Annotated in this window: 30 protein-coding genes; 11 read left to right on the top strand and 19 right to left on the bottom strand. The window is 70.8% G+C overall.

What is annotated here, in order from left to right:
• Nucleotides 1–16: 16 nt before the first annotated feature.
• Both HDA40_RS00265 and HDA40_RS00270 read right to left on the bottom strand, forming a co-directional pair.
• Nucleotides 17–1,186, bottom strand: coding sequence for a HAMP domain-containing sensor histidine kinase (locus HDA40_RS00265; protein WP_253749873.1), 1,170 nt, complete (start codon nucleotides 1,184–1,186; stop codon nucleotides 17–19).
• On the bottom strand, nucleotides 1,183–1,839 hold the full coding sequence (locus HDA40_RS00270; protein WP_253749876.1) for a response regulator transcription factor: 657 nt from the start codon (nucleotides 1,837–1,839) through the stop codon (nucleotides 1,183–1,185). The genes HDA40_RS00265 and HDA40_RS00270 overlap by 4 nt, the downstream gene beginning before the upstream one ends.
• Nucleotides 1,840–1,926: 87 nt before the next feature.
• Here HDA40_RS00270 and alr point away from each other — a divergent pair, with 87 nt between their 5' ends.
• The 3 genes from alr to HDA40_RS00285 are packed head-to-tail and all read left to right on the top strand — an operon-like array spanning nucleotide 1,927 to nucleotide 4,629.
• Nucleotides 1,927–3,042, top strand: a complete 1,116-nt coding sequence (gene alr, locus HDA40_RS00275; protein WP_253749878.1) for an alanine racemase — start codon at nucleotides 1,927–1,929, stop codon at nucleotides 3,040–3,042.
• A complete protein-coding gene (locus HDA40_RS00280) occupies nucleotides 3,039–4,004 on the top strand; it encodes a D-alanine--D-alanine ligase family protein (RefSeq protein WP_253749881.1) in 966 nt (321 codons plus the stop codon). Before alr ends, HDA40_RS00280 begins: the two co-directional genes overlap by 4 nt.
• Nucleotides 3,988–4,629, top strand: a complete 642-nt coding sequence (locus HDA40_RS00285) for a M15 family metallopeptidase (RefSeq protein WP_253749884.1) — start codon at nucleotides 3,988–3,990, stop codon at nucleotides 4,627–4,629. The genes HDA40_RS00280 and HDA40_RS00285 overlap by 17 nt, the downstream gene beginning before the upstream one ends.
• Here HDA40_RS00285 and HDA40_RS00290 read toward each other — a convergent pair whose 3' ends face one another.
• The 3 genes from HDA40_RS00290 to HDA40_RS00300 all read right to left on the bottom strand — a co-directional run bounded on the left by HDA40_RS00290 (nucleotide 4,630) and on the right by HDA40_RS00300 (nucleotide 6,934).
• Nucleotides 4,630–5,607: an RNA polymerase sigma-70 factor gene (locus HDA40_RS00290; protein ID WP_253749887.1), complete on the bottom strand. Its 978-nt coding sequence runs from the start codon at nucleotides 5,605–5,607 to the stop codon at nucleotides 4,630–4,632.
• Between the two features lie 129 nt (nucleotides 5,608–5,736).
• Nucleotides 5,737–5,922 carry a DUF2188 domain-containing protein gene (locus tag HDA40_RS00295; protein WP_253749890.1) on the bottom strand — a complete coding sequence of 62 codons (186 nt, stop codon included), beginning with the start codon at nucleotides 5,920–5,922 and terminating at the stop codon, nucleotides 5,737–5,739.
• A 106-nt stretch (nucleotides 5,923–6,028) separates the two neighbouring features.
• The gene (locus tag HDA40_RS00300; RefSeq protein ID WP_253749893.1) at nucleotides 6,029–6,934 is read right to left on the bottom strand and encodes a GNAT family N-acetyltransferase; all 906 of its coding nucleotides are present in this window, start codon (nucleotides 6,932–6,934) and stop codon (nucleotides 6,029–6,031) included.
• Between the two features lie 51 nt (nucleotides 6,935–6,985).
• On the opposite strand from HDA40_RS00300, the gene HDA40_RS00305 reads away from it, so the two are divergent.
• Both HDA40_RS00305 and HDA40_RS00310 read left to right on the top strand, forming a co-directional pair.
• Nucleotides 6,986–7,936, top strand: a complete 951-nt coding sequence (locus HDA40_RS00305) for a hypothetical protein (RefSeq protein ID WP_253749896.1) — start codon at nucleotides 6,986–6,988, stop codon at nucleotides 7,934–7,936.
• Nucleotides 7,936–8,637, top strand: coding sequence for a dienelactone hydrolase family protein (locus HDA40_RS00310; protein WP_253749899.1), 702 nt, complete (start codon nucleotides 7,936–7,938; stop codon nucleotides 8,635–8,637). The genes HDA40_RS00305 and HDA40_RS00310 overlap by 1 nt, the downstream gene beginning before the upstream one ends.
• A gap of 4 nt (nucleotides 8,638–8,641) precedes the next feature.
• Here the strand turns inward: HDA40_RS00310 and HDA40_RS00315 are convergent, their stop codons facing one another.
• A complete protein-coding gene (locus HDA40_RS00315) occupies nucleotides 8,642–9,514 on the bottom strand; it encodes an alpha/beta fold hydrolase (RefSeq protein WP_253749902.1) in 873 nt (290 codons plus the stop codon).
• Between the two features lie 197 nt (nucleotides 9,515–9,711).
• Between HDA40_RS00315 and HDA40_RS00320 the strand changes: the two genes are divergently transcribed.
• Nucleotides 9,712–10,308 (top strand): hypothetical protein, encoded by a 597-nt coding sequence (locus HDA40_RS00320; protein ID WP_253749904.1) that lies wholly within the window; start codon nucleotides 9,712–9,714, stop codon nucleotides 10,306–10,308.
• 25 nt (nucleotides 10,309–10,333) lie between these two features.
• On the opposite strand, the gene HDA40_RS00325 is transcribed toward HDA40_RS00320, so the two are convergent.
• From HDA40_RS00325 to HDA40_RS00345, 5 genes are all read right to left on the bottom strand, one after another.
• Entirely contained in the window at nucleotides 10,334–11,584 is a 1,251-nt protein-coding gene (locus HDA40_RS00325; RefSeq protein WP_253749906.1) for a DUF1501 domain-containing protein, read from the bottom strand.
• Nucleotides 11,585–11,597: 13 nt separating this feature from the next.
• Nucleotides 11,598–12,905: a DUF1800 domain-containing protein gene (locus HDA40_RS00330; RefSeq protein WP_253749908.1), complete on the bottom strand. Its 1,308-nt coding sequence runs from the start codon at nucleotides 12,903–12,905 to the stop codon at nucleotides 11,598–11,600.
• A gap of 62 nt (nucleotides 12,906–12,967) precedes the next feature.
• Nucleotides 12,968–13,381, bottom strand: coding sequence for an ASCH domain-containing protein (locus HDA40_RS00335; protein WP_253749910.1), 414 nt, complete (start codon nucleotides 13,379–13,381; stop codon nucleotides 12,968–12,970).
• A gap of 19 nt (nucleotides 13,382–13,400) precedes the next feature.
• Nucleotides 13,401–14,618: an MFS transporter gene (locus HDA40_RS00340; RefSeq protein WP_253749912.1), complete on the bottom strand. Its 1,218-nt coding sequence runs from the start codon at nucleotides 14,616–14,618 to the stop codon at nucleotides 13,401–13,403.
• A gap of 45 nt (nucleotides 14,619–14,663) precedes the next feature.
• On the bottom strand, nucleotides 14,664–15,134 hold the full coding sequence (locus HDA40_RS00345; RefSeq protein ID WP_253749914.1) for a MarR family winged helix-turn-helix transcriptional regulator: 471 nt from the start codon (nucleotides 15,132–15,134) through the stop codon (nucleotides 14,664–14,666).
• 86 nt (nucleotides 15,135–15,220) lie between these two features.
• Here HDA40_RS00345 and HDA40_RS00350 point away from each other — a divergent pair, with 86 nt between their 5' ends.
• Nucleotides 15,221–15,595, top strand: a complete 375-nt coding sequence (locus HDA40_RS00350) for a cupin domain-containing protein (protein ID WP_253749916.1) — start codon at nucleotides 15,221–15,223, stop codon at nucleotides 15,593–15,595.
• Nucleotides 15,596–15,661: 66 nt separating this feature from the next.
• Here the strand turns inward: HDA40_RS00350 and HDA40_RS00355 are convergent, their stop codons facing one another.
• From HDA40_RS00355 to HDA40_RS00365, 3 genes are read right to left on the bottom strand one after another with little or no spacing between them, the layout of a single operon-like run.
• Complete coding sequence (locus HDA40_RS00355) at nucleotides 15,662–16,558, bottom strand: hypothetical protein (protein ID WP_253749918.1); 897 nt, start codon at nucleotides 16,556–16,558, stop codon at nucleotides 15,662–15,664.
• A 1-nt stretch (nucleotide 16,559) separates the two neighbouring features.
• Entirely contained in the window at nucleotides 16,560–17,048 is a 489-nt protein-coding gene (locus HDA40_RS00360) for a SigE family RNA polymerase sigma factor (protein ID WP_253749921.1), read from the bottom strand.
• Nucleotides 17,049–17,088: 40 nt separating this feature from the next.
• Complete coding sequence (locus HDA40_RS00365) at nucleotides 17,089–17,457, bottom strand: MarR family winged helix-turn-helix transcriptional regulator (RefSeq protein WP_253749924.1); 369 nt, start codon at nucleotides 17,455–17,457, stop codon at nucleotides 17,089–17,091.
• A gap of 55 nt (nucleotides 17,458–17,512) precedes the next feature.
• On the opposite strand from HDA40_RS00365, the gene HDA40_RS00370 reads away from it, so the two are divergent.
• A complete protein-coding gene (locus tag HDA40_RS00370) occupies nucleotides 17,513–18,532 on the top strand; it encodes a quinone oxidoreductase family protein (RefSeq protein WP_253749927.1) in 1,020 nt (339 codons plus the stop codon).
• A 101-nt stretch (nucleotides 18,533–18,633) separates the two neighbouring features.
• Here HDA40_RS00370 and HDA40_RS00375 read toward each other — a convergent pair whose 3' ends face one another.
• Entirely contained in the window at nucleotides 18,634–19,083 is a 450-nt protein-coding gene (locus tag HDA40_RS00375; protein WP_253749930.1) for a MarR family transcriptional regulator, read from the bottom strand.
• A 57-nt stretch (nucleotides 19,084–19,140) separates the two neighbouring features.
• Between HDA40_RS00375 and HDA40_RS00380 the strand changes: the two genes are divergently transcribed.
• Entirely contained in the window at nucleotides 19,141–19,965 is an 825-nt protein-coding gene (locus HDA40_RS00380; RefSeq protein ID WP_253749933.1) for an alpha/beta fold hydrolase, read from the top strand.
• A gap of 15 nt (nucleotides 19,966–19,980) precedes the next feature.
• Here HDA40_RS00380 and HDA40_RS00385 read toward each other — a convergent pair whose 3' ends face one another.
• On the bottom strand, nucleotides 19,981–20,568 hold the full coding sequence (locus tag HDA40_RS00385; RefSeq protein ID WP_253749936.1) for a TMEM165/GDT1 family protein: 588 nt from the start codon (nucleotides 20,566–20,568) through the stop codon (nucleotides 19,981–19,983).
• A 299-nt stretch (nucleotides 20,569–20,867) separates the two neighbouring features.
• On the opposite strand from HDA40_RS00385, the gene HDA40_RS00390 reads away from it, so the two are divergent.
• Nucleotides 20,868–21,998 carry an LCP family protein gene (locus HDA40_RS00390; protein WP_253749939.1) on the top strand — a complete coding sequence of 377 codons (1,131 nt, stop codon included), beginning with the start codon at nucleotides 20,868–20,870 and terminating at the stop codon, nucleotides 21,996–21,998.
• On the opposite strand, the gene HDA40_RS00395 is transcribed toward HDA40_RS00390, so the two are convergent.
• On the bottom strand, nucleotides 21,979–22,293 hold the full coding sequence (locus HDA40_RS00395) for a putative quinol monooxygenase (RefSeq protein WP_253749942.1): 315 nt from the start codon (nucleotides 22,291–22,293) through the stop codon (nucleotides 21,979–21,981). The genes HDA40_RS00390 and HDA40_RS00395 overlap by 20 nt on opposite strands.
• A 58-nt stretch (nucleotides 22,294–22,351) precedes the next feature.
• Between HDA40_RS00395 and HDA40_RS00400 the strand changes: the two genes are divergently transcribed.
• Nucleotides 22,352–22,726 (top strand): MerR family transcriptional regulator, encoded by a 375-nt coding sequence (locus tag HDA40_RS00400; RefSeq protein WP_253749945.1) that lies wholly within the window; start codon nucleotides 22,352–22,354, stop codon nucleotides 22,724–22,726.
• A 67-nt stretch (nucleotides 22,727–22,793) separates the two neighbouring features.
• Here HDA40_RS00400 and HDA40_RS00405 read toward each other — a convergent pair whose 3' ends face one another.
• Entirely contained in the window at nucleotides 22,794–23,276 is a 483-nt protein-coding gene (locus tag HDA40_RS00405) for a hypothetical protein (RefSeq protein ID WP_253749948.1), read from the bottom strand.
• A gap of 105 nt (nucleotides 23,277–23,381) precedes the next feature.
• Nucleotides 23,382–25,442 carry a vWA domain-containing protein gene (locus tag HDA40_RS00410; protein WP_253749951.1) on the bottom strand — a complete coding sequence of 687 codons (2,061 nt, stop codon included), beginning with the start codon at nucleotides 25,440–25,442 and terminating at the stop codon, nucleotides 23,382–23,384.
• Nucleotides 25,443–25,561: the final 119 nt, after the last annotated feature.

Raw genomic sequence — 25,561 nt, forward strand, 5'->3', positions numbered from 1 at the left:
GGCTCAGCCGACCGGCTCAGCGGACGGACAGAGCCGGCAGCGTCACGCAGACCTGGAGGCCACCGCCGGGCCGGGGAGTCGCGCTCACGTCTCCCTTGTGCGCCTGCGCGACGGCGCGGACGATCGACAGTCCGAGGCCGCTGCCGCGGGCGGACCCGACCCGGTCGGTGAGCCGCCGGAACGGCTCGAACAGCGCCGGCACCTCGTGCGGGGCGATGATCGGGCCGGTGTTGACCACCATCACCTGAACCTCGTGCACGAAGGAGCGGGTGTGGATCTCGACCCGGCCGCCGGGCACGTTGTAGCGGACGGCGTTGTCGACGAGGTTGCGGATGACCTGTTCCAGGAGGATCGCGTCGCCGACCGTACGCGCCGGCCGCAGGTCCGAGACGATGATCGCGTCCTGCGTGTCGGTGGCGGCGAGCGCCGACTGCGCCAGGTCGGCCAGGTCGGCCGGGCGTGGCTGGGTGATGGCGTGCCCGGCGCTGGCCAGCGTGAGCAGCGATTCGATCAGCCGCTCGTGCCGCAGGTTGATCTCCAGGAGGTTCTCGCCCAGGGCCTGAATCTCCGGCGGGGCGGTGCGTTTGCGCATGGCGACCTCGACGAGCGTACGGTTCATCGCGATCGGCGTCTTCAGCTCGTGCGCGGCGTTGGCGATGAACCGCTCCTGGCCGGCGAACGCGTCGTCGATGCGGTCGAGCATCCGGTCGAACGAGTCGGCCAGCGTCTTGACCTCCCCGGGCGGATGGCCGAGGGAGATCCGGCGATGCAGCGTACGCCCCGCGATCCGTTGCGCCGCCGCAGTGATGGTGTTGAGCGGCCGCAGCACCCGGCCGGCGAGGAACCAGCCGGTGGCAGTGCCCACCAGCCAGACGCCGAGGACCGTCGCGCCGCCCTTGCGGAGCAGGTTGGCCTGCATGCTGTCGATGATGACCTGCTTGGTGACCTGGTCGGCCTCCAGCTGTTCGTAGATCGCCTCCTTGTCCTGCCTCGGCTCGCCGCTGCCAGGGGTTCGCGTGCCGATCTGTTCGTACTTCGACTCGATCGCGCCGTTCAGCGCGTAGCTCATGCTGTTGCGGACCAGGATCACCGAGCCGAACAACACCGCCGCCCCGCCGAACAGGAAGATCAGGCTGAAGGCGAGGGTCATGCGCAGACGCAGGCTGCCCCGGGACAGCGAACTCATCGGACCCGGTATCCCACGCCGGTGACCGTCTCGATCAGCTGCGGCTCGCCGAGCTTGCGGCGCAGCGAACTCAGCGTGACCCGGACGATCGTGGTGAACGGGTCGGCGTTCTCGTCCCACACCTTCTCGAGCAGCGTCTCGGCCGAGACCGTCCCGCCGTCGGCCCGCAGCAGCTCCTCCAGCAGCGCGAACTCCTTGCGGGAGAGGCTGACGTAGCGGCCGTCGCGATACGTCTCGCGGTGGTGCGGGTCCAGCCGGATCCCGGCGCGCTGCAGCACCGGCGGCAGCGCCGGGCGGCTGCGCCGGCCCAACGCCCGGATCCGGGCCACCAACTCGTCGAACTCGAACGGCTTCGGCAGGTAGTCGTCCGCGCCCAGCGACAGGCCGCGCACGCGCTCGGACACCGTCCCCGACGCCGTCAGCATCAGCACGCGGACTACGCCCTCGCCCGCCACGACCTGCCGGCACACCTCGTCGCCGTGCACCTTGGGCAGGTCACGGTCGAGGACCAGCACGTCGTAGTCGTTGATCGAGAGCCGCTCCAGCGCCGCGGCACCGTCATGCACGACATCGACCGCGAACGCCTCGTCCCGCAGCCCGTCGGCGATCGCCGCGGCCATCATGGGCTCGTCCTCGGCCACCAGTACTCGCACCCGCGCAAGTATGCCAGCGGCGTGTTAGCCCAGCGTGAGGACTTTCGCTCGCGGCCGGCTCACACCCGGCCTGGTGAACTCACCCCCATGATCGAACAGACGGCCCGGCTCGCGGTCGATCTCGCGGCCGTGCGGGCCAACGTCCGCGCGGTCTCAACTGGTACGCGAGCCGCGGTGATGGCGGTCGTGAAGGCGGACGGCTTCGGCCACGGCGCGGTCCCGGTGGCGCGGGCGGCCCTGGATGCCGGCGCGACCTGGCTCGGGGTGACCTCGGCCGCCGAGGCGTTGCGGCTGCGCCAGGCGGGGATCGAAGCTCCAGTCCTGAGCTGGCTGCATCCGATCGAGACCGATTTCGAGCCGTTGATTCGCCGAGAGGTCGATCTGGGCGTTTCCACGGTCGCCCATCTGCGCCGGATCGCCGTCGCTGCCGAGACCGCAGGGCGGGCGGTACGCGTACACCTGAAAGCCGACACGGGACTGGCGCGCAACGGCGCGACCGCGGACGACTGGCCGGACCTGGTGGCGTGGGCCGCGAAACTGGCGGCCGAGGGCTGGCTGACGGTGACCGGCGTCTGGTCGCACCTGGCCGCCGCCGACGTGCCCGGAGACCGGCTGACCGACCTGCAGCTGGCGGCGTTCCGCGACGCCGTCGCCGCCGTGCGCGCCGCGGGCCTGCGCCCGGAGCTGCTGCATGTGGCGAACTCGGCGGCCACCCTGACCCGGCCCGACACACACTTCGACCTGTGCCGCGTGGGGTTGGCGCTTTACGGTGTCGAGCCGGTCGCGGGCCGTCGGCACGGGCTGCGACCGGCGATGACGCTGACCACGAGTGTGATCAACGTCAAACGGGCGCCGGCCGGGACGGGCGTCTCCTACCGGCACGAATACACCGTCCGGCGGCCCAGCACGCTGGCTCTCCTGCCGGTCGGGTACGCCGACGGCCTGCCCCGCACGGCGGAGGGCCGCGCGCACGTGTGGCTGGCCGGGCAACGCTGCCCGATCGTCGGCCGGATCACGATGGATCAATGCGTCGTGGACGCCGGGGGACTGCCGGTGGCGATCGGCGATCCGGTGACCGTGTTCGGCCCCGGCGACGAGGGCGAACCGACGGCCGCCGACTGGGCGACCTGGGCGGGCACGAACCCGCACGAAATCCTGACCGGCGCGGGCGCGCGGGCCGAACGAACGTGGGTGGGGGCATGAGCAGCATCGACATCGGTGTGCTGTCGGGTGGGCGCAGCGGCGAGCACGAGGTCTCCCGGAACTCGGCGCGCAGCATCATCGCGCACCTGGACCCGGTGCGATACACGGTGACCGACGTCGTGATCGGGCGCGACGGCGGCTGGTCCGTCGACGGCGTGCCGGCGACGTTCGGGCAGGCGCTCGGCGTCCTCGCGGCGCAGACGGTCGTGCTGCCCGCACTGCACGGCCCGTACGGCGAGGACGGGACCGTCCAAGCGATGCTGGAACACCTCGGGGTGACCTACGTCGGCAACGGGGTGCTCGCGAGCGCGGCCGGGATGGACAAGGAGTTCACCAAGAAACTGCTGGCCGCCGACGGTCTGCGGGTCGCGCCCGGGGTGGTGTTGCGGCGTGGCTCGGTGCTGGAGGAGTTCCGGCTGCCGGTGTTCGTCAAACCGGCCCGCGCCGGTTCCAGCCTCGGCGTCTCGCGTGTGACCCGGGCCGAGGATCTGGTGACCGCCATCGACCTGGCCTTCGCCAGCGACGACAAGGTCCTGGTGGAACCGGAGATCAGCGGCCGCGAGATCGACGTGGCGGTGCTGGAGTTCCCGGACGGCCGGATCGAGGCCGGGCCGCCGCTGGAGATCCGGGTCACCGGCGACGGCTTCTTCGACTATTCGGCCAAGTACGCCGCCGGCGCGACGTTCGACATCCCCGCCCGGCTCGACGCCGCCACCACGGCGCTGCTCCAGGACCAGGCGATCCGGGCGTTCCGTGCGCTCGACTGCCGGGGCCTGCTGCGCGTCGACTTCTTCCTCCCGCCGACCGGGGAGCCGGTCGTCAACGAGGTCAACACGTTCCCCGGCTTCACCGCGGCCTCCCAGTTCCCGCAGATCTGGGCCACCGCCGGAATCCCGTTCCCAAACCTGCTCGACATCCTCATCGCCACCGCATTGGGGGCATCCCGTGATTCTCTTGTCTGACCGCCGCATCGCCGAGTTGCCCGTCACCGACAACGGCGAGGCGCTGGTCGACGTGCGTACCGTCGACGGGTTGCGGGTCGACGACCGGCTCGCCGACCCCGGCGGGGCGTACGCCCACCTGCGGGAAGGTGTCGTCGACCGGCTCCTGACGGCGCAACGGCGGTTGCCGGACGGCCTGCGGTTCCTGATCGTCGAGGGTTATCGGCCGCTGACCCTGCAAGCGTCGTACTTCGCCGAGTATCGCGAGCGACTGCGGGCCGCGTACCCGGAATGGGACGGCGCGCGCCTGCACGTCGAGGCGAGCAAGTACATCTCGCCGCCCGAGGTCGCCCCGCACAGCACCGGCGGCACCGTCGACCTGACGCTGTGCACGGAGGACGGCGTCGAGCTGGACCTCGGCACACCGATCAACGCCACCCCGCTGGAAAGCGCCGATCGCTGCTTCACCGCCGCCCCGGACGTCCCGGAGGCGGCGAAGCGGGCGCGGTCGGCTCTCGGCGCGGCGCTCACCAGCGCAGGAATGATCAACTATCCGACCGAGTGGTGGCACTGGTCGTTCGGCGACCGCTACTGGGCGTTGCAGGCGGGCGCGGGCCACACCTGGTACGGCCCGGTCGACCGCTGATCATTCACCCGGCTTCGGCATGGCCTCTTCGGCGGGCGCGGGGCGGTACGCGTTCGCCGCGTCCGCGACCGCCCACGCGTCGGCGACCGGGCCGAGGTGGCGCAGCTTGTCCGGGTTGATCACCGAACGAATCGTCTGGATGCGCCCGTCGAGGATGTCCAGCGACAGGATGTTGAGCACCTTGCCGTCGCCGGCGCGCAGGATCGCGCCCGGCTGGCCGTTCACCGAGTGCGGCTCCACCGTGCCGCCGATCTCGGCGAACCTCGGCACGACGAAGGCCAGCAGCGCGGCCACGTTGGCCGCACCGAACGCGCCGGTGCCGAACTGCGGCGCCTTGCCGCCGCCGTCGCCGACCATGTGCACGTCAGCGGCGAGCAGTTCCATGAGCCCGGCGACGTCACCCTCCCGGAAGGCGTCGAAGAACCGCCCGGCCAGCTCCTCGCGCTCCCGGCGGTCGGCTTCGAACCGGGGGCGGCCGGAGTCCATGTGGCGGCGGGCGCGGACGGCGAGCTGGCGGCAGGCCGCCTCGGGCCGCCCGACCGCCGCGGACACCTCGGCGAAGCCGAAGCCGAACACCTCCCGCAGGACGAACACCGCCCGTTCGAGCGGGCTCAGCCGCTCCAGGAGCAGCAAGGCCGCCATCGACACGGAGTCGGCCAGTTCCGCCGCCCGCTCCGGATCCTCGTACGGGTCGTCGACCAGCGGCTCCGGGAACCACGGCCCGACATACTGCTCCCGGCGTACGCGGGCGGACCGCAGCACGTCGATCGCGATCCGGGTGACGACGGCCGACAGGAACGCCTTGACCGACTTCGGCCGCGTCGCCGAGCCTTCGTACCGCAGCCAGGTCTCCTGCACGGCGTCCTCCGCCTCGCTGACGCTGCCGAGAATCCGGTACGCGATCGCGAACAGCAGCGACCGCAGCTGTTCGAACTCCGTCGCCCGATCCTCGCCGGAGCCACGTTCCGTGGTCGTCATGGCTGCTGCTCGATCCGCATGTCACTGGCCTTCCGTCGCCTCATGATCCTTCCGTACGGAGACGAGGTAGCCCACGCTTTTGTGACATGCCTGTTGTGTGACCTGCCTCCCGTACGGAGGGTGTGAGACTCAGGTCCGCGGCCTGCCCGGCGGCGTGTCCTGGATGTGCAGGCGACTCGGCTTCTCCCCGCGGGCGGCTAGGCGGCCCGCCGCCACCGCGTCCGCCCGGGTCTCGTGCCGGGACACCATCTCGCCGTCCCGGCGGACCTGCCAAGATTCGCCGTCGGGGAGCACGCGGTATTCGATTTGGCGCATCGGCCGCCCATCCGTTCGCTGTCGTCTGTCCAGTGTGCTGCGACAGAGTTCTGCCCGAGGGGTGCCGCGCCGCGATTTCCCCAATTCGGGGTCGGCCAATCACAGGTCAGGCGCGCAGATAGGAGAACTGTGCGCCGCACGGCCGGTAGCCGAGCCACTCGTTGATCGCGAGCATCGGGCCGTTCTCCTCGTCGTTGGTGGTGAACGCGTCGGTGATGCCGCGCTCGGCCGCCCGGCGCAGCGCCACCGATTTGGCGTACTTGGCCAGGCCGCGGCCTCGGAACGCCCGCCGAGTCCCGGTCCCGCCCGACCACATGCGCCGATCGAGGTCGGTCTCCACCAGCGTGTACGCGGCCGGCTGCCCGTCGGCGTACACCAGGACGCTCGCCGCCTTGTCGGTGTCGGGCGCTTCCCAGATCGTCGACCGCCACTCGGCGAAGTCCATCGCGTCGGCGGGCGTGTCGCCGGGCTCGTCCAGCACCGCCTCCGAGTCGACCGCGAAGACCTCCTCGGGTGTGGTCTCGGCGAACGGCACCGCCCGCACGTGTTCCCCGGCGGCCGGTGCCGCCGGCAACGGCCCTGCGAGGTTCAGGTGCGAGTAACGCAGCTCATGCCGCTGCGTGAAGCCCCGCGTCCCGAGGAACCGAACGGTTGCCTCGTCGCCGTCGCCCCAGCCCTCGATCCGGGTGCCGCCAACCGCCTCGAGATGGGCCGAGAGCCGGTCGAACAGCTCACTACCGAGGCCGCGCCCTCGGTAGTCCGGTCGCACGAGGAGACCGAGCTGGCTCGCCCCCGGCAACGAACTGGAGATCGACAATCCGGCCCGCCCGACCCCGGCGACCCGGCCGTCCTCCTCGGCGACCAGGCGTAGCGCGTGTGCCCGGGCCGGTTCCGTCGCCCAGTGATGGCGGAAGGCCTCCTCGTGCACGACGGCGTACGCGTACAGGTCACGCTGGATGGCGACGAAGGCCGGTTCGTCGCCCGGGCCGGCCGGTCGAATGCTGAATGCCATGCCCCTGGTGTATCAGCGGCCGCAACCGCATTTCGTGGTTACACTCGCCCGATGGCCGTCCTCGACTGGCTCCTGGACTCCGATCCAGCGGTGCGCTGGCAGGTGCGGCGCGACCTGACCGACGCGCCCCCGGACGACATCGCCGCCGAGCGCCGGCGGGTCGCCGACGAGGGCTGGGGCGCGCGGCTGCTCGCGGCGCAGGGCGACGACGGCCAGTGGGACGGCGGCTCCTGCTTCCCGGCCGGGTGGTGGGCGGCCGATCACCGCGGCGAGCGCGGGCAGCCGTGGACGCCCACATTGCCCGTGCTGCATCTGCTGACGCAATTCGGCGTCGATCCCGGCGACGAGCGCGTCCGCTACGCGGTCGACCAGGTGCGGGAGAAGAGCCGCTGGGACTACGACGACCTCCCGTTCTTCGCCGGCGAGGTCGACTGCTGCATCAACGGGCGGACCCTCGCCATCGGAGTCTACTTCGGACAGAACGTGGACGGGATCGTCACCCGGTTGCTGGCCGACCAGCTCGGCGACGGCGGCTGGAACTGCTACGCCGAGGAGACGGGCTCGGCCAATTCCTCGTTCGCGTCGACGATCAACGTGCTGGAGGGCCTGCTCGCGTACGAACAGGCGATGGGCGGACCGCCCGAGGTGCGCGAGGCGCGCCGCCGGGGCGAGGAGTACCTGCTGGAACGAGACCTGCTGCGCCGCAGGAGCACCGGTGAGATCGTCGACCCCGCGTGGCTCCAGTTCTCCTTCCCCACACGCTGGCACTACGACGCGTTGCGATGCCTGGAGTACTTCAGCGACACGGGCGACCCGCCCGATCCACGCATAGACGAGGCGATCCGCCTGGTGCGATCCAAGCAGCAGCCGGACGGGACCTGGCTGCTGGAGAACACCCACCAGGGCCGGACCTACTTCGAGCTGGAGGACGGCGACGGCCGGCCGAGCCGGTGGAACACGCTGCGGGCCACGCGCGTGCTCACCTGGTACGACCAGCGTTGATGGGGGTCGCCGAACGGTCCTTCCGGATCGAGGGAGCGACCGGTCCGGTTCCCGGCGTGGCCTGGCTGCCGCCGGGGGCCGGCGGTCTGGTCCTGCTCGGCCACGGCGGCAGCGGCGACAAGCGCAGCCCCCGCATCGTCGAACTGGCGACCTGGTTCGCCGCGAACGGGCTCGCCGCGGCCGCCATCGACGGGCCGTATCACGGCGAGCGGGTGCCCGCGCCGGTCCCCGCTCCCGAATACCAGGCCCGGATGGTTGCCGACGGCATCGACGACGTCCTCGACCGGATGACAGCGGACTGGCTGGCGGTGGTGCGGCACCTCGGCTTCGCCCGGGTCGGCTACCTCGGCGTCTCCCTCGGCACGCGGTTCGGTCTGCCGCTGGCAGCCGCGCTCGGCGACCGGCTGCACTGCGCGGTCCTCGGCAAGTTCGGCCTGCGGCAGCATCCCGCGATGCCGGCCGGGCTGGCCACGCCCGACCGTGCGGTCCGGGAGGCGCGGGCGATCACCGCCTCGGTGCTGTTCCACGTCCAGTGGGACGACGAGATCTTCCCGCGCGACGGGCAACTGGCCCTCTTCGACGCGTTGGGCGCCTCGGGCAAGCAGCTCATCGCGTACGCGGGCGGGCATGGCGTGACCCCGCCCGGGGCGGTGGAGCACTGGCGGACCTTCGTCCACCGCCACCTGGGCGAGGAAGGGTAGCGCTTTACAGCACCGAGCGCAGCGTGGCGGCGAAGCCGTCGGGGTCGCCCTTCATCCACGGGTTCTCCCCGAGGAAGCCGCCGTGGTGGCTCGGGAAGGTGACCGGCTCGACACCGAGCCGGGCCGCGATCGCCTCGCCGCCCCGGTGGGCCATCTCGCCCACGGACTCCGCGCCGACGCCGATGACGATCCGGGTGCTGGACGCCTTCAGCGTGGCGAAGTCGTGCTCGTAGTGCGTGCAGCTCAGCAGGTTCTGACCGATCAGCACGTCGTCGCGGCGGCCGTCGTCCTCGGTGGGCAGCCCGAACGCAGCCGGGTCCGGGGCGGGCATCGTCGCGAACTCCGCCGGGTATTCGCCCCGGTGGCTGGTCAGCGCGATGAACATCGCCATCCCCGCGCCGAAGCCGTGCTCGGTGTACACGGCGTCGAGCCGCTTCGCGGCGGCCAGCGCCACCTCGGCGTCGGGCAGGTTCCGCATCGCCGGCGGCTCGTGCGCGACGAGCGTACGCACCAGGCCGGGGTACTGGGCGACCAGCGCCAGCATGTTGATCGCGCCGCCGCTGCTGGCGAAGACGTCGACCGGCCCGCCGACCGCCTCGATCACCCGGCGCAGGTCGTCGGCGTGCTGGTCGGGGGTGGACTTCGACGCCGGCTCGTCCTTGGTGCTGCGCCCGGCGCCGCGCGGGTCGTAGGTGACCACCGTGCGGTCGGGGAACCGGGCGGCCAGCTCGCCGAAACCGGACGCGTCCATCGGCGAGCCGACCATCAGCAGGGCGGGCTCGGTCGTGCCGTCAGCCAGGCGCACGTCGTAGGTGATGACGGCGCCGGGCGCCTCGACGGTGCTGGTCTTGACGGTGTTGTTCGAGATCGCGGTCATCGTTGACTCCTTCGGAAACTGAGGACTACACCCCTAAGACGACCCGGCCGCACGAAACTCATCGGCCCCACCGGACGAAGATTTCGCCTCACCAGACGGAGACCGATTATGCGGTTTTGTGACGGACCCGGCGCGTGATCACACCGGCGGTCGCCGGGGACATCGCGATGGGGTGAACCCCGCTAGACTCACCCGCCATGCGCGCAGCCCCTAGATCCATTACCCGACTCGCCGTTCTGCTGCCGAGCGCCGGGGTGATCGGTGCCGTCGAGGTCGCCTACGGCCTCCTGCAAGTGTTTCGCCTCAACGCGAACGAGGCGGCCGCGTACGCCGCCGCGCCGGCCGCCGCCGAGGCCGTCGCCCGCGCCGTGTCCAATCTGGAGGCTTCCGCGCAGTTCTGCTTGTGGACCGGTCTGGCGGCGACGTTGCTCCTGGCCGGTGGACTGCTCGTCCGCAAGGCGGTGCCCTACACGCGGGTCATACTGTGGCTGCTGTGGGGCGAGGCGCTGCTGGGGAACCTGCTGCTCTTCGGTGACACCTCGGTCGGGCTCAAGGCGTTCGTCGATCCAGACCCGGCAACGGAGGCTCTGGTCAACCAGCTCCTGCTTGCCCCGGGACGATCGCTCGTGCTCTACACCGCCGAGGTGATGATGATCGGCCTGCTGGGCTGGATCGCGATGCTGCTGCGAAACGAGGAGACGGTCGAGTTCCTCAAGATCCGAACCGAGTCCGTCACCGACCCGGCCTGGGAAGCGCTCATGGCGGCCCGGCGGAACCGGGAGAACGTCGGCTGACCCAGCCCTCGCCGACGGAGCGGGGTCAGGTCAGCAGACCCGGGAGGCGGCCGTCCCAGCCGTCGAGGACCGGATCGGGATCGGCCCCGAGGACGTCGGCGAGCACGGCGGCGTACACGTCGCGGAAGTCGGTGTGGTACTTCAGGTCGCCATGGTCGAGATCGGTCAGGCTCGGCTGGTCGCCGATGAGCCGACCGCCCGCGACGGACGCCCCGGCGATCAGGATGTTCGACGCCGTGCCGTGGTCGGTGCCGTCCGAGGCGTTCGCGCGTACGCGCCGCCCGAACTCCGAGTAGACCATGACCACGACCTTGCGGCCGTTCTCGGTGCGGCCCATCCGCTCCAGGAACCCGGCGACGGCGGTGTCGACCGTCTTGAGCTGGGTCTCCTGCCCAGTCCTCTCCCCGGCGTGGAAGTCGAACCCGCCCATCGACACCGAGAACACCCGGGTCATGACGCCCGCCTCGACGCAGGTCGCGACGAGGTCGAGCTGGGCCTTCAGCGTCGACACCGCGCCACCGGTGCCGGTCGCGGGCTCGTTGTCGTGGTCGCCGTCGTTGTCGTCGTCCTCGGCGAGCGCGTCGGTGAGCAGTTTGTCGACGCTGGCCAGGTCGCCGAAGCAGGCGGCCGCCCGCGCTTGGAGCGCGGGTTCGCCTGACGAGGTGCTTCCGAGGGCGTGCAGGTCGGCGGCGGTGATGCTCTTGGGCACCGTGACGCTGCCCAGCGGCACCGCGGCCCCAGCGCAGCTCGCCCCGGCCAGGATCGGCGGCAGCACCGGCTCCAACGAGATGGCCGTGCGCGGGTCGCGTCCGGCCCGGTCCAGCCAGCGGCCGAGCCAGCCGGTGGTTCCGGGTTGGACCGGGTTCGCGGTCTGCCAGATGTCCATCGACCGGAAATGGCTGCGGTCCGGCTTCGGATAACCGACGCCATGCACGATCGCCAGTTGCTTGCGGTCGTACGCCGCCTTCAGCCCCGTCATCGCCGGGTTCAGTCCGGTGTGCGCGTCGAGGTGCAGCACTTTCGACGCCTCGTACGCCATCTCGCCGCGAGCGTCGTGGTACGCGTCGTCGGCATACGGGATGACCGTGGCCAGCCCGTCGTTGCCGCCGTAGAGCGTCACGAGCACCAGGGTGCGGTCGCCGGCCGAGGCGGCGGCCGGATCGTCGGCGGTCGCGAGGATGTCGGCGATCGTGTAGACGCCGGCTCCGGCGGCCAGCGCGGTGCCGCCGACGACGCCGGAGGCGATCAGGAACTTGCGTCTGGTGACGGTGTCCATCCGAGATCCTCCCTCAGCTGACCGCGTACTCGGGGCTGATCAGGGCGAGCGTGATCAGGCGCTGTGGTTTCTTGGCGGCGTCGAGCAGCGCCTTGCGGGTGCGGCCGGTCCACTCGTCGACGGCCAGGAGCCGGCCCACCGCGTCGACCTTCGTGGCGGCGGCACCGTTCCGGAGTGTGTCCAGGGTGGAATCCGGGACGGCCGTGGCGATCGCGGCCGCGCACCGCATCCGCGCCTGGAGCGAGGAGGTCGTCAGCCAGGCCGCTCCGGCGGGCCAGCCGCCGACGCTGGGCGGACGCAGCGGCAGCTGGCCCATGGCGCGGGTCGCGTTGAGCGTCGTGGCCAGTGTCTTCTCCGCCGTGGGTACGCCGAGCTGCCGGTACGCGCCGACCGCCCATTCGACCGGCGACTTGACGAGGTGCCCGGCGCTGGCAGTGAACGCGTCGTCGGTGAACAACGCCGTGAGCAGGGCGCTGATGTCGTGGCCACGCCCGTACGCCGTCACCAGGCTGTCCCGGGTGGACGAGGGCATCGGCTCGCCCGACCCGAAGCGCAGCCAGAACCGGTTCGCCAGGAAGATCGGATGAGCGCGCTGTTCCACCAGTACGCGGACGAACGAGTCGCCGTCGTGGGCCGCGGTTTGACCGAGGATGGTCGTCCGGCCTACGGCGTGGCGGCGTGGATCGAAGACGGCGGCGCCCCGGGCGCGGTCGAGGGTCCATCCGGTGAGCGCCTTCGCTCCGGCCTTCACATCGTCCTCGGTGTACGCGCCCACGCCGAGCGTGAACAGCTCCATCAGTTCCCGGGCCAGGTTCTCGTTGGGTGCCTTGGCCGTGTTGCGCTGCCCGTCGAGCCAGTAGGCGAGGGCTCCGTCCCGCAGCATCTGCCGGGCGAGCAGTTCGAAGTCGCCGGCGCCTGACGCGCGGAACTTCTCCAGTTGCGCCCGCATCAGCCGGGCCGACACCACCTTCTGCGCGCTCGTGGCCCAATGCCCGTGCCAGAAGAAGACCAGCTTCTCGGCCAGCCGGTGATCGGCGGTGACCATTCGGGTCACCCAGGCTCGGGTCAGCTCGCCGAGCAACGCCCGCGCCCGCTGCTGGGCGGCCGCCCGCTGTTCCCGCGTGCGCTTGCCGGGAATCGGCCCGAGCAGCGGATCCTCGGCGTACGCCGGCAGGGGTGCGGCCGATTCGGCGGCCGTCGGCCGGACCAGCTCCCGGACCACGTCGCCGTAGTCGCGGGCCGCCGCGGCGTCCACCTCGGCCGCGGTGGGGCCGAAGGTCGCCCGGCGCAACAAGTGCGCGGCCAGCTTCCGATCTGCCATGGCCAGACGGTACCGAGCGGAGCGTCGTCGCGCAGCGGCGGCAGGTTCGGGAAACGTAAGGCTTAAAGCCGCTCGACGACGCGGAACCGTTGCAGGACCGCCATCGTGTCGTCGGTCACCGTGAACTCCGGATCGCCCAGCCAGCCCCGATAGTCCGCGCCGTGCCAGTAGTCCTCGTGCCCGGCCCGCCACTCGGCGACCGACGTGTATCCCTCGCCTTCGTCGCGCGCGAAGTCGAGGTCGACGTCACCGACGCGCGCCACCCGCACCTCGACCAGCTCGATCACCGCGACCGGGCGCTCGTCGGAGTCGACTACGGCGTGCCGGGTGCCCTCGACCGGCAGCGGATCGCCGTCGATCTCGTAGTCCTGCAGCAGTGCGGAGGTCGACGTCTTCGTCCCGTCGAGGACGGCGGCGACGAGCAGGTCCCGCAGCGGACCGGGGAAGGCGAACTGGAAGGTGGGGAGGTCAGTCACCGGGCGAGGCTAACAAGGCTCACTGCTCCTGCGCGCCGGCTTTTCTGCGGTCCACCTGCTCGACCTCGGGCGTGCGCGGCAGCGGGCGTACGCTGTCGGCCACCAGCGCGGCCAGGCCCAGCATCACCGCCACCACGATCAACGCGCGCAGCACCGTGAGGTGCTCGCCGAGGAACCCGATCAGCGGCGGCCCGGCGAGGAACGCGCAATAGCCGATGGACGCGATGACGCTGACCCGTGCCGCCGCCCGATGAGGGTCGTCGCCGCCGGCGCTCATCCCGACCGGGAAGCCAAGGCAGACGCCGACGCCCCAGAGCAGCGTTCCGGCGAACGCGTACGCCGGGTTCGGGGCGAAGATGAACAGCAGCACGCCGCCGACCCCGATCGCGCACAGCACCCGCACGACCGGTACGCGTCCGAAGCGGTCGAGCAGCCCGGGGCCGAACCAGCGGCCGATCGTCATCGCGGTGAGGAAGGCCGCGAACGCCAGCGTGCCCAGGGCGGGGGAGACGTGGTGGCCGTCGATCGCGGCGACGCTGATCCAGTCGTTGCCGGTGCCCTCGGCGAACGCGAAGGCCAGCGTGAACACCCCGACGAGCAGCGTACGCGGCTCCCGCCAGGCGGTCAGGGCGCTCGGCTTGACGGTGCCGTCGCCCGGCTCCTCCGGAGTCTCCGCCCGGTCGTCGAGGAAGCGTTGTGCGTACCAAGGGATGCTGACGGCGATGATCACCGCGACGCCGAGCAGATGTGCGGTGACCGGCACGTTCAAGGCGATCATGAGCGTGCCCAGCAGCGCACCGGCTACCGTGCCCAGGCTGAATCCCGCGTGGAAGCGCGACATGATCGAGCGGCCGAGTCGCCGCTCCACGACGGTGCCCTGCACGTTCATCGCGACGTCCCACGCGCCGTTGGCGAACCCGAGCATGGCGAGGCCGATGACGACCGGGAAGACGCCGGCGAGCGCGCCGAGCGCGACTACGGTCAGGGCCAAGGCCAGCAGCAAGGCCATCGCGGCCACGGTCTTGGCCGAGCCGAACCGCGTGACGACCGGACCGGACAAGGGCAGTGCGAGCAGCGAGCCGGCCGCGATGGCGAGCAGCACCAGACCGAGCGTCGCGGGTTCGAGCTCCAGCTGGTCGCGGACCTGCGGAATACGCGCGGCCCAGCTGGCGAAGGCGAAGCCCGAGCCGATGAAGGCGGCGTAGGTGGCCGTCGTCGCGGCGCGCGTGCTCGTCATGATCTCGAAAGTACCCGAGCCGCCCTGGTCACCTGCGCAGCCAGGTCACCACTGCGGGCGCAGCGCGGGCAGCGTGTCGCCGGTCATCTCGCGGATCAGCCGGGCGAGCGCGGTACGCAACTGGCTGAGCTCCGCCGCGCCGAGGCTCCCCTCGAGTTCGGCCTCCAGCCCGTGCAGCACCCGGCCGGCCGCCCGAAGATGCGCTTCGGCCTGCTCGGTGAGGACGACGAGCTTGCGGCGGCCCCCGGCCGGATGCGGCTCCCGGCGTACGTAGCCGCGTGCCTCCAGGTCGTCGACGAGCTGCCCGGCGGCCTGTTTCGTCACCCCGAGCCGCTCGGCCAGTTCGGTCCCGGTCGCGCCCGGCCCCTTGAGCGCCTGGAACACCGCGCCGTGGACGGGACGCAGATCACTGTGCCCGGCGGCGTCCATGCGGCGGACGAACTCGCCCAGCACGAGCTGGAAGCCCAGCCCCATCAGGTAGGTCAGCTCGGCGTCAGCGAGCGGATCGGTCCTCACCCGTCCATGTTGACACAGCCGAGTCAAGTTGCTTTACTCGAATCAGCGAGTAAAGCCACTTGACTCACCACCCCGGGGAGAAGATCATGAGAATCGTCAGCGCCACCGAAGACCGCGTCATCACCACCCCCGCCGCCGTCACGACCGCCCTCGCGGCGCCGAGCCAAGGCAGCACCGAGCTGTGCAATTGGCGCGTACGCATGGCGCCCGGCACGACCGGGCCACTGCACTCCATCGACCGCGAACAACTCTGGACGGTGCTGGCCGGCTCGCTCAGCATCGACTCCGGCGGCGTCACCGGCCACGTGGCGGCAGGGGAGACCGTGATCCTGCCGCCCGGCGTGGACCGGCAGGTCACCTCCGGCGACGAAGTCACCGACGTCCTGGTCTGCATGGCAGTCGGCGGGGTGGCCACGGTGCCCGGCAACCCCGCTCCCGTGCCGCTGCCGTGGGCGCGCTGACGGCCGCCCCGCTGGCGCCCGCCCCGCCGGCGCCCGCCCCAGTGCCCTAAGCCGGCGAACAGGGGGTCAGGGCCAGAGGACCAGGTCGGGGTCGCAGGCGATCGTGATGAGCTGGTCGAGGGTGACCGGCGGGGTCGGCCGGCTGACCGGCCACCGTCCTTCGACGTCGGGCGTGTTGTGCGTACGCGCCACGACAGCGGTCTGTCCGGTGTAGACGTAGAGGACGTAGCCGATCATGCCGCCGTCACCGGTGGTCGGATACACCTCGATCACCTCACCGTGCGGCCCCGTACGCAGGCTGCACAGCGAGCCGGTGGTGCAGCGATCCGCCTCCGGCCGCAGTTCGACGTGATTGGCCTCGATCACGATGGAACCCTGGCCGAGACGGTCGGTCGTCGCCGCGCCGGCCAGGACGGCGGCCGTTCCGTTCAACCTCGTCGAGGTGCCGACGGTCAGCGGCGGAGGGCCGGACCAGGACTCGTCTCGCAGCTGGGCGAAGGTGGTGTCCGGCAGCGCCGCCACGACACTGCGGCGGACCGCGCACGTGAACCTGTCCAGCTGCTCCGGCGACAGCGACTCCGGATAGTCCGGTTGCTGCGGCTGAACGCTCTCGCTGGGCAGATCGGTCGGAGCCGGCGAGTACCCGACGTCGCCGCTGGGGGCCACGCCCGGCAGGTCGTCGCCGAACGGGAACTCGGAGCCGGTCGGCAGCGGCGTCGGCGCGTTCGTCGGCACTGCTGTGTCGCACGAGCCCGCCGCAGGACCGCCGCCGAACGGCTCGAAGTAGAAGGTCGCGCCGAACAGCACCACGCCCGCGCCCATCGCGGCGGTGGCCATCCGCAACATCTCCGCGCGCCGCTTCCGGCGTCCGGCCGCGATCGCCTGCCGGGCCGTGATGCCCAGCGGCGGCTCGTCCCGCCCGATCTGCTCGCGCAACGCGTCGGTGAACCAGTCCTCGGTCATCTCACGCCTCCTCGACCAGTCGCGACCGCAACAACGCCAGACCCCGCGAGGTCTGGCTCTTCACCGAGCCCTCGCTGATCCCCACCAACTCGGCCACCTCGGCGATCGGCAGGTCCTCCAGATGCCGCAACACGATCACCGCGCGCTGCCGCGGCGGCAACTGCGCGAGCAGCGCCAGCACATCGGTCTCCGGCCCGGCGGACGGCTCGGCTCCGGCGAGGTCCGGCACGTCGGCCACGATCCGTTCGCGCTTGCTCACCCTCCTATTGCTCAGATACGCGTTGAGCAGCGTCCGTCGCGTGTAGGCATCGAGAGTGGTCGCCTGAATCCGTCGCCAATGCCGATACAGCTGCACGAACGTGTGCTGGACCAGATCCTCGGCGAGGTGCCAGTCCCCGCACAGCGCGTACGCGACTCGGCGCAGCTGCGCCGCGCGCGCGGCGAAGTACTCCGCGAACTCGGCATCCCTGTCGTGCCCGGCATCCGTCACACATCAAGTACGCACGAGCCCCCGCAAAGGTTGAGACGATTCAGGCCAACTCTTGGTCCAGCGTCCGGCCGAAGGTGCGCGCGGCGGCCTTCTGCATACGCCGCCCGTCCGGTGTGATCTGCGTGAACACGCCGCGGCGGTCGTCGGGACACACGTAACGTGCCAGGAGGCCGACTGTTTCCAGTCGGCTCACCAGCCGGCTCGTGGTGCTCAACGGCAGCCCGGTCGCGTCGGCGAGACGCTGCATACGCAGATAGCCGCCGTCGGTGGAAGTGAGGGCGGACAGGATCTCGAAGTCGTTCGCCGACACGGCGTGACTCTGTTGCAACGCCGACTCCAGCGCGGCCGAGACCCGGGTGTAGGTCCGGGCGAGCTCGCGCCAGGTCTGCGCCCGATTGTCGTCGGCCATGTGATCCTCCTCGCTCTTGACCGGGCTCCGTCGTACTCTCCAAGATTACTTCCAGATGGAAACTTCCACGTGGAAACAATTGGAGGCGATCATGGAGGCGTACGCCCTCGACACCAATGGCGGCCCCGAGGTGCTGCGCCGGGTCACGATAGCCGACCCGGTGCCCGGGGCGGGCGAGGTGCTCGTCCGGATCGCGTACGCCGGCGTGAACTATGCCGAGGCCGAGCACCGGCGCGGAGTGTTCGGCCCGGCCGAGGGCTGGGAGGTGCCGGGGTTGGAGGCGTCCGGGCAGATCGCCGCGATCGGGTCCGGTGTCGAAGGTTTCCGGATCGGCCAGCCCGTCGCCGCCTACCTGCCACGCTTCGGCGGGTACGCCGAGCTGGTGGCGGTCGCTGCGCCCTTCGTGTTGCCGCTGCCTCAGCAGTTTGACCTGACGGCGGCGGGAGGCTTCGGCTGCGTCGCGCCGACGGCGTACGGCGTGGTCTCGGCGGCTGCCCGGGTGTCGGCTGGCGACACGGTGCTGATCCACGCCGCCGCCGGTGGCGTCGGTTCACTGGCGGTGCAGATCGCGCGGGCACTCGGGGCCAGCCGGCTGATCGGCACGGTCGGCGATCCTGCCAAGGTCTCGTACGCCCAGCGCCTGGGCTACGACCTGGTACTGCCTCGGGCGGGCTTCGCGGCGGAGGTGCTGGACGCCACCGGCGGGCGAGGCGTCGACGTCGTCCTCGACCCGGTCGGCGGACCGGTACGCGAGGAGAGCCTGACACTGCTGGCGCCGTTCGGGCGGCTCGTCGCCTTCGGGGACGCCGCCGCGGCGCCGGACGTCGAGCTGCCCATGCTGAGCCTGTGGAAGAACAATCGCACGGCGGGCGGCTACAACATCGGCGACCTGGCTCGGCGCGCGCCGGAACTCTGGCGAGCGCACGCGCTGACCGTGCTCGACCTCGTCGCGAAGGGTGTGGTCCGGATCGACGTCGCCGAGGTCGTCCCGTGGGACCGTGTGCGCGACGTCCACAAGCGACTCGACGCGGGCTCCACGACGGGAAAGATCGTGCTGCACGTCGCCGATCTCTAGGGGCGCGACGGCGACGGCTACGGGCGAAGGGCTACGGGCGAAGGGCTACGGGCGAAGGGCTACGGGCGAAGGGCTACGGGCGAAGGGCTACGGGCGAAGGGCTACGGGCGGAGGCGGGCGATCGTTTCGGGGGTGAGGCGCTTCCCGAGTGTTTCGAGGGCGGCGAGCACTTCGGCCAGGTCGGCGGGGGAGTGCTCGCCGAGGGCGGCGGCAATCGCGTCGTCGATGCCGGCCGTGGCCACCTTTTGACGGCGAGGTGTCAGTTCGGGGTTGCGGCGTAACAGTTGCCGCCGTTTGTCGGCCGCGTCGGGTTCCGCGATGACCGAGCCGACCTCGCGCAGCCGGGCCACCGCGCCGGAGACGGCGCTCTGCGGCAGGCCCGTACGCCGGGCGACTTCCACGACGGTGGTGCCGGCATGGGCGTACACGTCGCTCATGACGATGACGACGGTGCGTTCGCCGCCGGTCGGGCCGCTTTCGGGGGCGGGCAGCGCCTGCTCGCCGAGTTTCATCAGGGTTCGGCCGAGCAGGATCAGTTCGACGGGGCTCACGTGATCCAGGGTACATCACTCTTGATGCATCAGAAATGATGGACTACGGTCCTGATCATGACTGACACGAGGAACGGTTACGTGACCGCCGACGGCGCTCGCATCCACTACCAGGTCGTCGGCTCCGGGCCGACGCTGTTCGTCTCGCAGAGCGGCGAGGGCGACGCCGACCGTACGGTCGACCTCGTCGGCCGACTGGCCGACCGGTTCACTGTGGTGACCTACGACCGGCGTGGGCTGTCGCGGAGCATCCCCGCCGACCCCGCTGTTCCGGTGTCGCTGCGACGGCATGCGGATGACGCGGCGGCGGTCCTCCGCGAGGTCGCCGATGGGCCGGTGCTCATGCTGGGACTCAGCCTCGGGGCCGCCGTTGGACTGCACCTGCTGTCGGCGTACCCGGGGATTGTGCAGAAACTGATCGCCCACGAGCCGATCGCAGTGCGCTTCCTGGACCCGGCCGAGGAGCGAGTGGCCCGCGAGAAGCTGGCGGGAGTGGTGGCCGTGCACCGCGAGAGCGGCTGGCGTGCGGCCGCCGCGCAGGTCGCGGCCGTGCTCGGGATCAACCCGCGCGAGCAGGACACCGAGCCCGGCATCACACAGTTCCCGTTCACCGATCAGCGGGCCGCGAACTTCGAGTTCTTTCTGCGCAACGACCTCGACGCGGCGCTGACCGACTCGCTGAGCCTGGCCGACGTGGCGCGCGGCGCGCCGGTGATTCCGGCGGTCGGGGCGACCAGCCCGAGCGACGGGTTCGACTACCTGTCGGCGCTGGCGCTCGCCGAACATCTCGACGTCGCCCCGGTACGCTTCCCCGGCGGTCACAACGGCAACCTGACCCATCCGCGCGCGTTCGGCGAGAAGGTCGCTGAGCTGCTGAAGTGACCGCCGGGGCGCGGCTCAGGTGAGCTGGCCGATCGAGTCGACGAGCAACCAGACGCCGAAGATCACGAACAGGACGGCCGCGCCGTACTTGATCGCCTTCTCCGGCAGCGCCTTGCCGAGCCAGCGTCCGACGAGGATCGCCAGCGCGTCGGCGGCGACCATGCCGATCGTCGAGCCGATCCAGGTGCCGAACCAGCCGTGCTGGGTGGCTAGCGTGATCGTCGCCAGCATCGTCTTGTCGCCGAGTTCGGCGAGGAAGAACGCCCCGCCGACGGCCCACAACGCCGATCGGCCGGTGCGTCCGGCCTTGGCCTTCTCGTCCTCGGTCAGGCTGTCGCCGCGCAGCGTCCACGCGCCGAAGACCAGGAACGCGATGCCGGCCGCCAGGCCGATCCACCCGGTCGGCAACGCCGCCCCGAGTCCGTAACCGACCGCGACCGAGACCAGGTGCACCACCGCCGTGGCGATGCTGATGCCGGCCAGCACGGTCGTCGCGCGATAACGGGTCGCGAACGTCATGGCCATGAGCTGTGACTTGTCGCCGAGCTCGGCGACGAAGATCACGCCGAAACTGATCGCGAGCGCGACCAGGAAACCTTCCACTTGCGTCCTCCCGGGGATGTACGCCGGGAGGAGAGCGCGTGCGACGACCTCGACCCGGCATTGCTGCCTGAGCCGAAGGTCTCGCCCACCCGCGCCCGGTAAGCCGGATGCGGGCCGGAGGGCCGGGTCCCGGGGGACCAGTGTGTCGACCACTCCGTGCGGGGGCTACTCCCCTTCGCTGTGCCTAAGGCTAACGGCGAAGGCCGGACCGGCGCGCGGCGACGTGATCAACGCCACGGGCAACGTTTTCGCGTCCTGGATCCGTCTCCCTGACGACACAGGAGAACGGGGAGGCGACGATGACGAAGTCCCGGCGCGTACGCACGACGCGGTCACCGATCTGGGCCCGGCTCGTCGTGGCCTTCGGGCTGCTGGTCAGCCTGGCCGGGTTCGGTGGGCTGGCCATGGTCGGCAAGTTCTTCGGCGACCTGACCAGCGGCATCGAGACCGGCACCACCGAGGAATCGCCCGCCGCGATCGAGAAGGTCAGCAACGACAAGGCCCTGAAAGGCCCGATCACGCTGCTGCTGCTCGGCATCGACCATCGGCAGGGCTGGGCCGCCGACGACGCCCGGTCGGACACGATCATCATCCTGCACATCTCGGCCGACCACGAGCAGGCGTACCTGATCTCGGTTCCCCGTGACTTCGCGCTGCCCATCCCGGCCTGGACGAAGTCCGGGTTCAAGGGGCGGGTCGCGAAGATCACCGCGGCGTACCAGTTCGGGTCCGAGCGCGGCGCGGGCTGGCAGGGCGGCGCCGGCCTGATGCAGAAGACGATCAAGCAGCTCGCCGGGATCACCTTCGACGGCGTGATCGTCATCGACTTCGACGGCTTCAAGAACGTCATCGCGGCCATGGGCGGCGTACACCTGTGCGTCGACCGTGACACGTGGTCGAGCCACTACATCAAGAACGCCAAGGGGCAGCCCGAGTACTACAGCTACAAGGGCGACCACAAGCTGTCCAACAGCTGGATCCACAAGAAGGGCTGCCGCGACATGGCCGCCTGGGAGGCGCTGGACTACTCGCGGCAGCGCTACGGGCTGCCCAACAGCGACTACGACCGGCAGAAGCACCAGCAGCAGCTGCTGAAATCGCTGGCGAAGAAGGCGACCAGCGCCGGCGTCCTCGGCGACCCGGGCAAGCTGTCACAGGTCGTCAGGGCCGCCGGCTCCTCGTTGAAGATGGACACCAAGGGCGTACAGCTGGACACGTTCGTCTTCTCGCTCAAGTCGCTGGGCGCCGCTGATCTGATCACCTTGAAGACCAACGGCGGCACCTACGCCTCCTGCGGCTACGACCTCGGCGGGGAGAGCTGTGAGGGGATCACCCAGGGGACGAAGGACATGCTCGCCGCGGTGAAGACCGACACCCTGGGCGACTTCATCACCGACAACCCCGAGTTCCTCAGCCAACCGGCGAGCTGAGCAGTTCACCGAAGTACGCCTCCGGCCCGCCGTCGAGGTGCTCGGGCGCCTCGGCCAGGAACTCCCGCAAGACCTCGGTCGCGTTGTGCCGATCGAGGTCGGCCTGGCTGCGCCACTGCTCGTAGAGGAAGAAGCGGCCGTCGCTCTGCTCGTGCAGGTGGTACTGGAGGTTGCCCTCGTGGCCGCGCGACGGCTCGACCAGGTCGGCCAGCCGCCGCCGCAGGACGTCGGCGTGGCCGGGCTTGGCGGTGAGGAATCCGTAGAGGGCGATGGGCCCTGCTGAACTCGTCGTCATATGATCACCGTACGAGCTGACATCAGTGTCAGATTCAAGGTCGGGTAAGGCGGGTCACATGGAACCGGGCCATCTCAAGATCGGCGAGCTGTCCGAGCGCACCGGCGTCGCCATCCGGCTGCTGCGCTATTACGAGGCGCAGGGCCTGCTCGTCGCCCGGCGCAGCGAGGGCGGCCATCGCCACTACGGCCCTGACGCGGTCACCGCCGTCGCCCGCATCCGGACGCTGCTCGCCGCCGGTCTGCCCACGCGGGTCATCCGCGACCTCATGCCGTGCTTCGCGGGCGACGGCGTCGAACTCCAGGCCTGCGTCCTGGACCATCTGCGGGTCCAGCTCGCCGACCTCGACTCGCGGATCGCGGATCTCACCCAGGCCCGCGTGGCGCTCGGCGGCATTCTCGCCGACTCCACGCGGGCCCTCGCTGTCGTCTAAGCCCAGCTGGTACGCCGAAAGCCGGGTCCGCCGTCCGTCAAGCGGATCGGCAGAACAGCGGAATCCGTCAGAACAGCGGAATGCCCGCGATCTTGCACAGCTCCTGCATCGCCTTGTACGCCTTGGCGAAGTCCGCGCCCGACCGAGCGCCGAGCACGCTCTTCAACGCGTCCGTGCAGCTGTTGAGCTGCTGGACCTTGTTGGTGTCGGACCCCTCCGAGGTGTTCGCCGCCTGGGCCTTGGCCGCCTCGGCCTCCGCCTTGGCCGCGGCGACCTCGGCCTGCATCTCCTGGACCTTGCGCTGCCCGTCGGCCACCTGGACGGCCAGCTGGTCCTCGCGCTCCCGGTGCGCCTTGTCGGCCGAGACGAAGTAGCCGGTGACCGCGGTCACCAGCACGACCAGCACCACCACGACACCGGTGAGGATCTTCACCGCCGGGCGGCGCGGCGGAGTCGGGTAGGGGACCGCGGTCACGGGGTATTCCTGCACCGTGGTCGGCACGGCGGCCTGGCCGTGCACCGGCACGGTCGGATCGTCGGAGTTCGGCATCGGAGTCTCCCCAGTGGATCTAGCAGAGTCAATCAAGCGGAGTGGATCTAGCGTGCGGTCGCCCCCAGTGTGGCCCCCGCTGTCCACTCCAGCCAGACAGTGTCGTCAGGCTGTCAGCGGCCGCCGCCGGAACCAGATCAGCAGCACGATACCCGCGAGCACACTCCCGGCGCCCCATAGGATCGGCTTCGCCGACATGCCTGTGTCGGCGAGGCCGCCTTCGCAGGTCACCGTGTTGGTGACCGTGTAGTGCGCGTGCTCGACGGCCAGCGTGGCGGCGTACGGGAGAGAGTGGTCGACGGCCGCGCCGTCGGCTTCGGTGATCCGGCTGCCGGCCAGACGGCACTTGCCGAGGTCGGTCCCGCCCACGTGGACTGCATCCGCGACGTGAGCGGACTCGGCGATCTCGACGGCCGCGCCGGGGGTGTACCCGTCGCGGAGCATGTCCCAGTCCTGCGGGGTTGCGCCGGCCTCGCCCGGATCGGTGAGACTCAGATCGGCGGTCAGTCCGCTGGGCTGCTCGCCGTGCGCGAAACGTTCGCCGTTGACGATCCACTTCTTGGCCACGGTGACGTCGGCGTCGGTGTCGATCGGCCGGTTGTAGACGGTGCAGCTGACCGCGACGCCGCTGGCCACCGCGACGGAGAAGCCGGTACCGCCGGTATCGGTCACCGGCAGGGCGGCGTCGGTGGCGACGTTGACGCAGACGGCGTTCTTACCGCCTGGCGTCACCAGTGTGTGCCCGTCGTGCTGAGTCTCGGTCACCGCGACGTCGGCGGAGGTGACCCCGGGGTCGTAGTCGAGGTCGAAGTTGACCGAGCCGGTGCCGTCGTCGGTCGTGGTCTCGGTGGCCGGCAGGCCGCTGACGCCCGAGGTGGTGGTCGACGCGTCGAACACCCAACCGGGTCCGGCCGGGGTCGCTCCGGTGACGTCCTCGCCCTCGTTCTCGTCCGGGACGAGCTGCTTGACCACGGTGAGCGTACCGGTGCAGCTGGTCAGCAGCAGGTCGTGGATGTCTGCGGCCGCGCTGGAGTAGTCGGCCGCCTGGAAATAGTCGGCCGCGGCGGCGTTCGAGCCGGTGAACGCGGTCGGCCCGGACAACGCCCGCAGGTTGAGCCCGCTGACGCCCTCGACGCCCTTGCCGACGCCGACCGCCACGACGCGGGTGCCCTCGGCCTTGAGGGCGTTGGCGGAGAAGACGCCGTTCTCGACGTCCCGGAAATGGGTGTTGCTGCCGTCGCCGCTGCGCGGCTTGCCGAACCGCGTCGGGTTGCCGTCGGTCAGCACCAGCGCGACGTCGTACGCCGGAGCGGCCTGGGCCATCGCGAACAGCCCTTGGTCCCAGTTCGTGCCCTTGCCGAGGGCCCAGCCTGAGTAGATGTTCTTGACCTGGGCCGCCCCCGCATCGGTCGACACCGGGACGAGGTTCGGGTGGTTGGTCGTGCCCGTGCTGGGGGAGTCGCCGTCGAAGGAGAAGATCGCCATCCGGGACGGCGTACCGGTCAGCGCGTCGACGATCGTGTTCGCGGCCGCCTTGAGCTGCGGCAACGCCGATCCGACCGAGGCGGACAGGTCGAGCAACAGCGCCACGTCGAGCCCGCAGGTCGCCGGGAAGCGCGGGTTGTTCCGCGACTGCTGCCACACCCCGCCGGAGGCGGCCGGATCCGACCACGTCGAACTGATCATGAAGTCGCTGGCGGAGGTGTAGGTCTGGCCGCCGGCCAGCGCGGGCGCCGGGAACCGATAGGGGCGCGCGGTCGAGTTGGAGCCGCTGCCGTTGCCGGTCCGCAGCGTCGGGTTCTCGAACCAGCCCACCGGTACGCCGACCTGGCCGACGAAGAACCGCACGCCGTTGTTCGCGCCGCCGGTCTGCGTGTCGGGGACGATGAAGCTGCAATCGCCGTCGGCGTCCGATGTGCACAGCGCCCAGGAGCCGTTCACCGGGTCGGCGGAGCCTGCGGCCGCGTACAGGCCCAGCTCCACCCCGGCGAGGGGGCCGACGGTCAGATCGCCGGTCCGATCACCGCCCACCTTGACGGCGATCACCGATGTCGTCGCGGCGGGGATCGGGACGACGGCCGAGGCGACGCGCGCCGGGCCGACGGCCACAGCCAGGGCGAAGGCTGAGGCGAGGACTACTCGGCCCAGAGTGAAGCGTCCGGCCACGCCGAGACCTCCCGAAGTATGACAAATCGATCATCGGTTCAACGCCGGACCGCCATGACGGTGACTGGCCGCAGCGACGACCGGTGCGAAAATCGGTTGGCCCGGCAGGCGGTTTCGGC

Source organism: Hamadaea flava (genome assembly GCF_024172085.1).
Taxonomy (GTDB): domain Bacteria; phylum Actinomycetota; class Actinomycetes; order Mycobacteriales; family Micromonosporaceae; genus Hamadaea; species Hamadaea flava.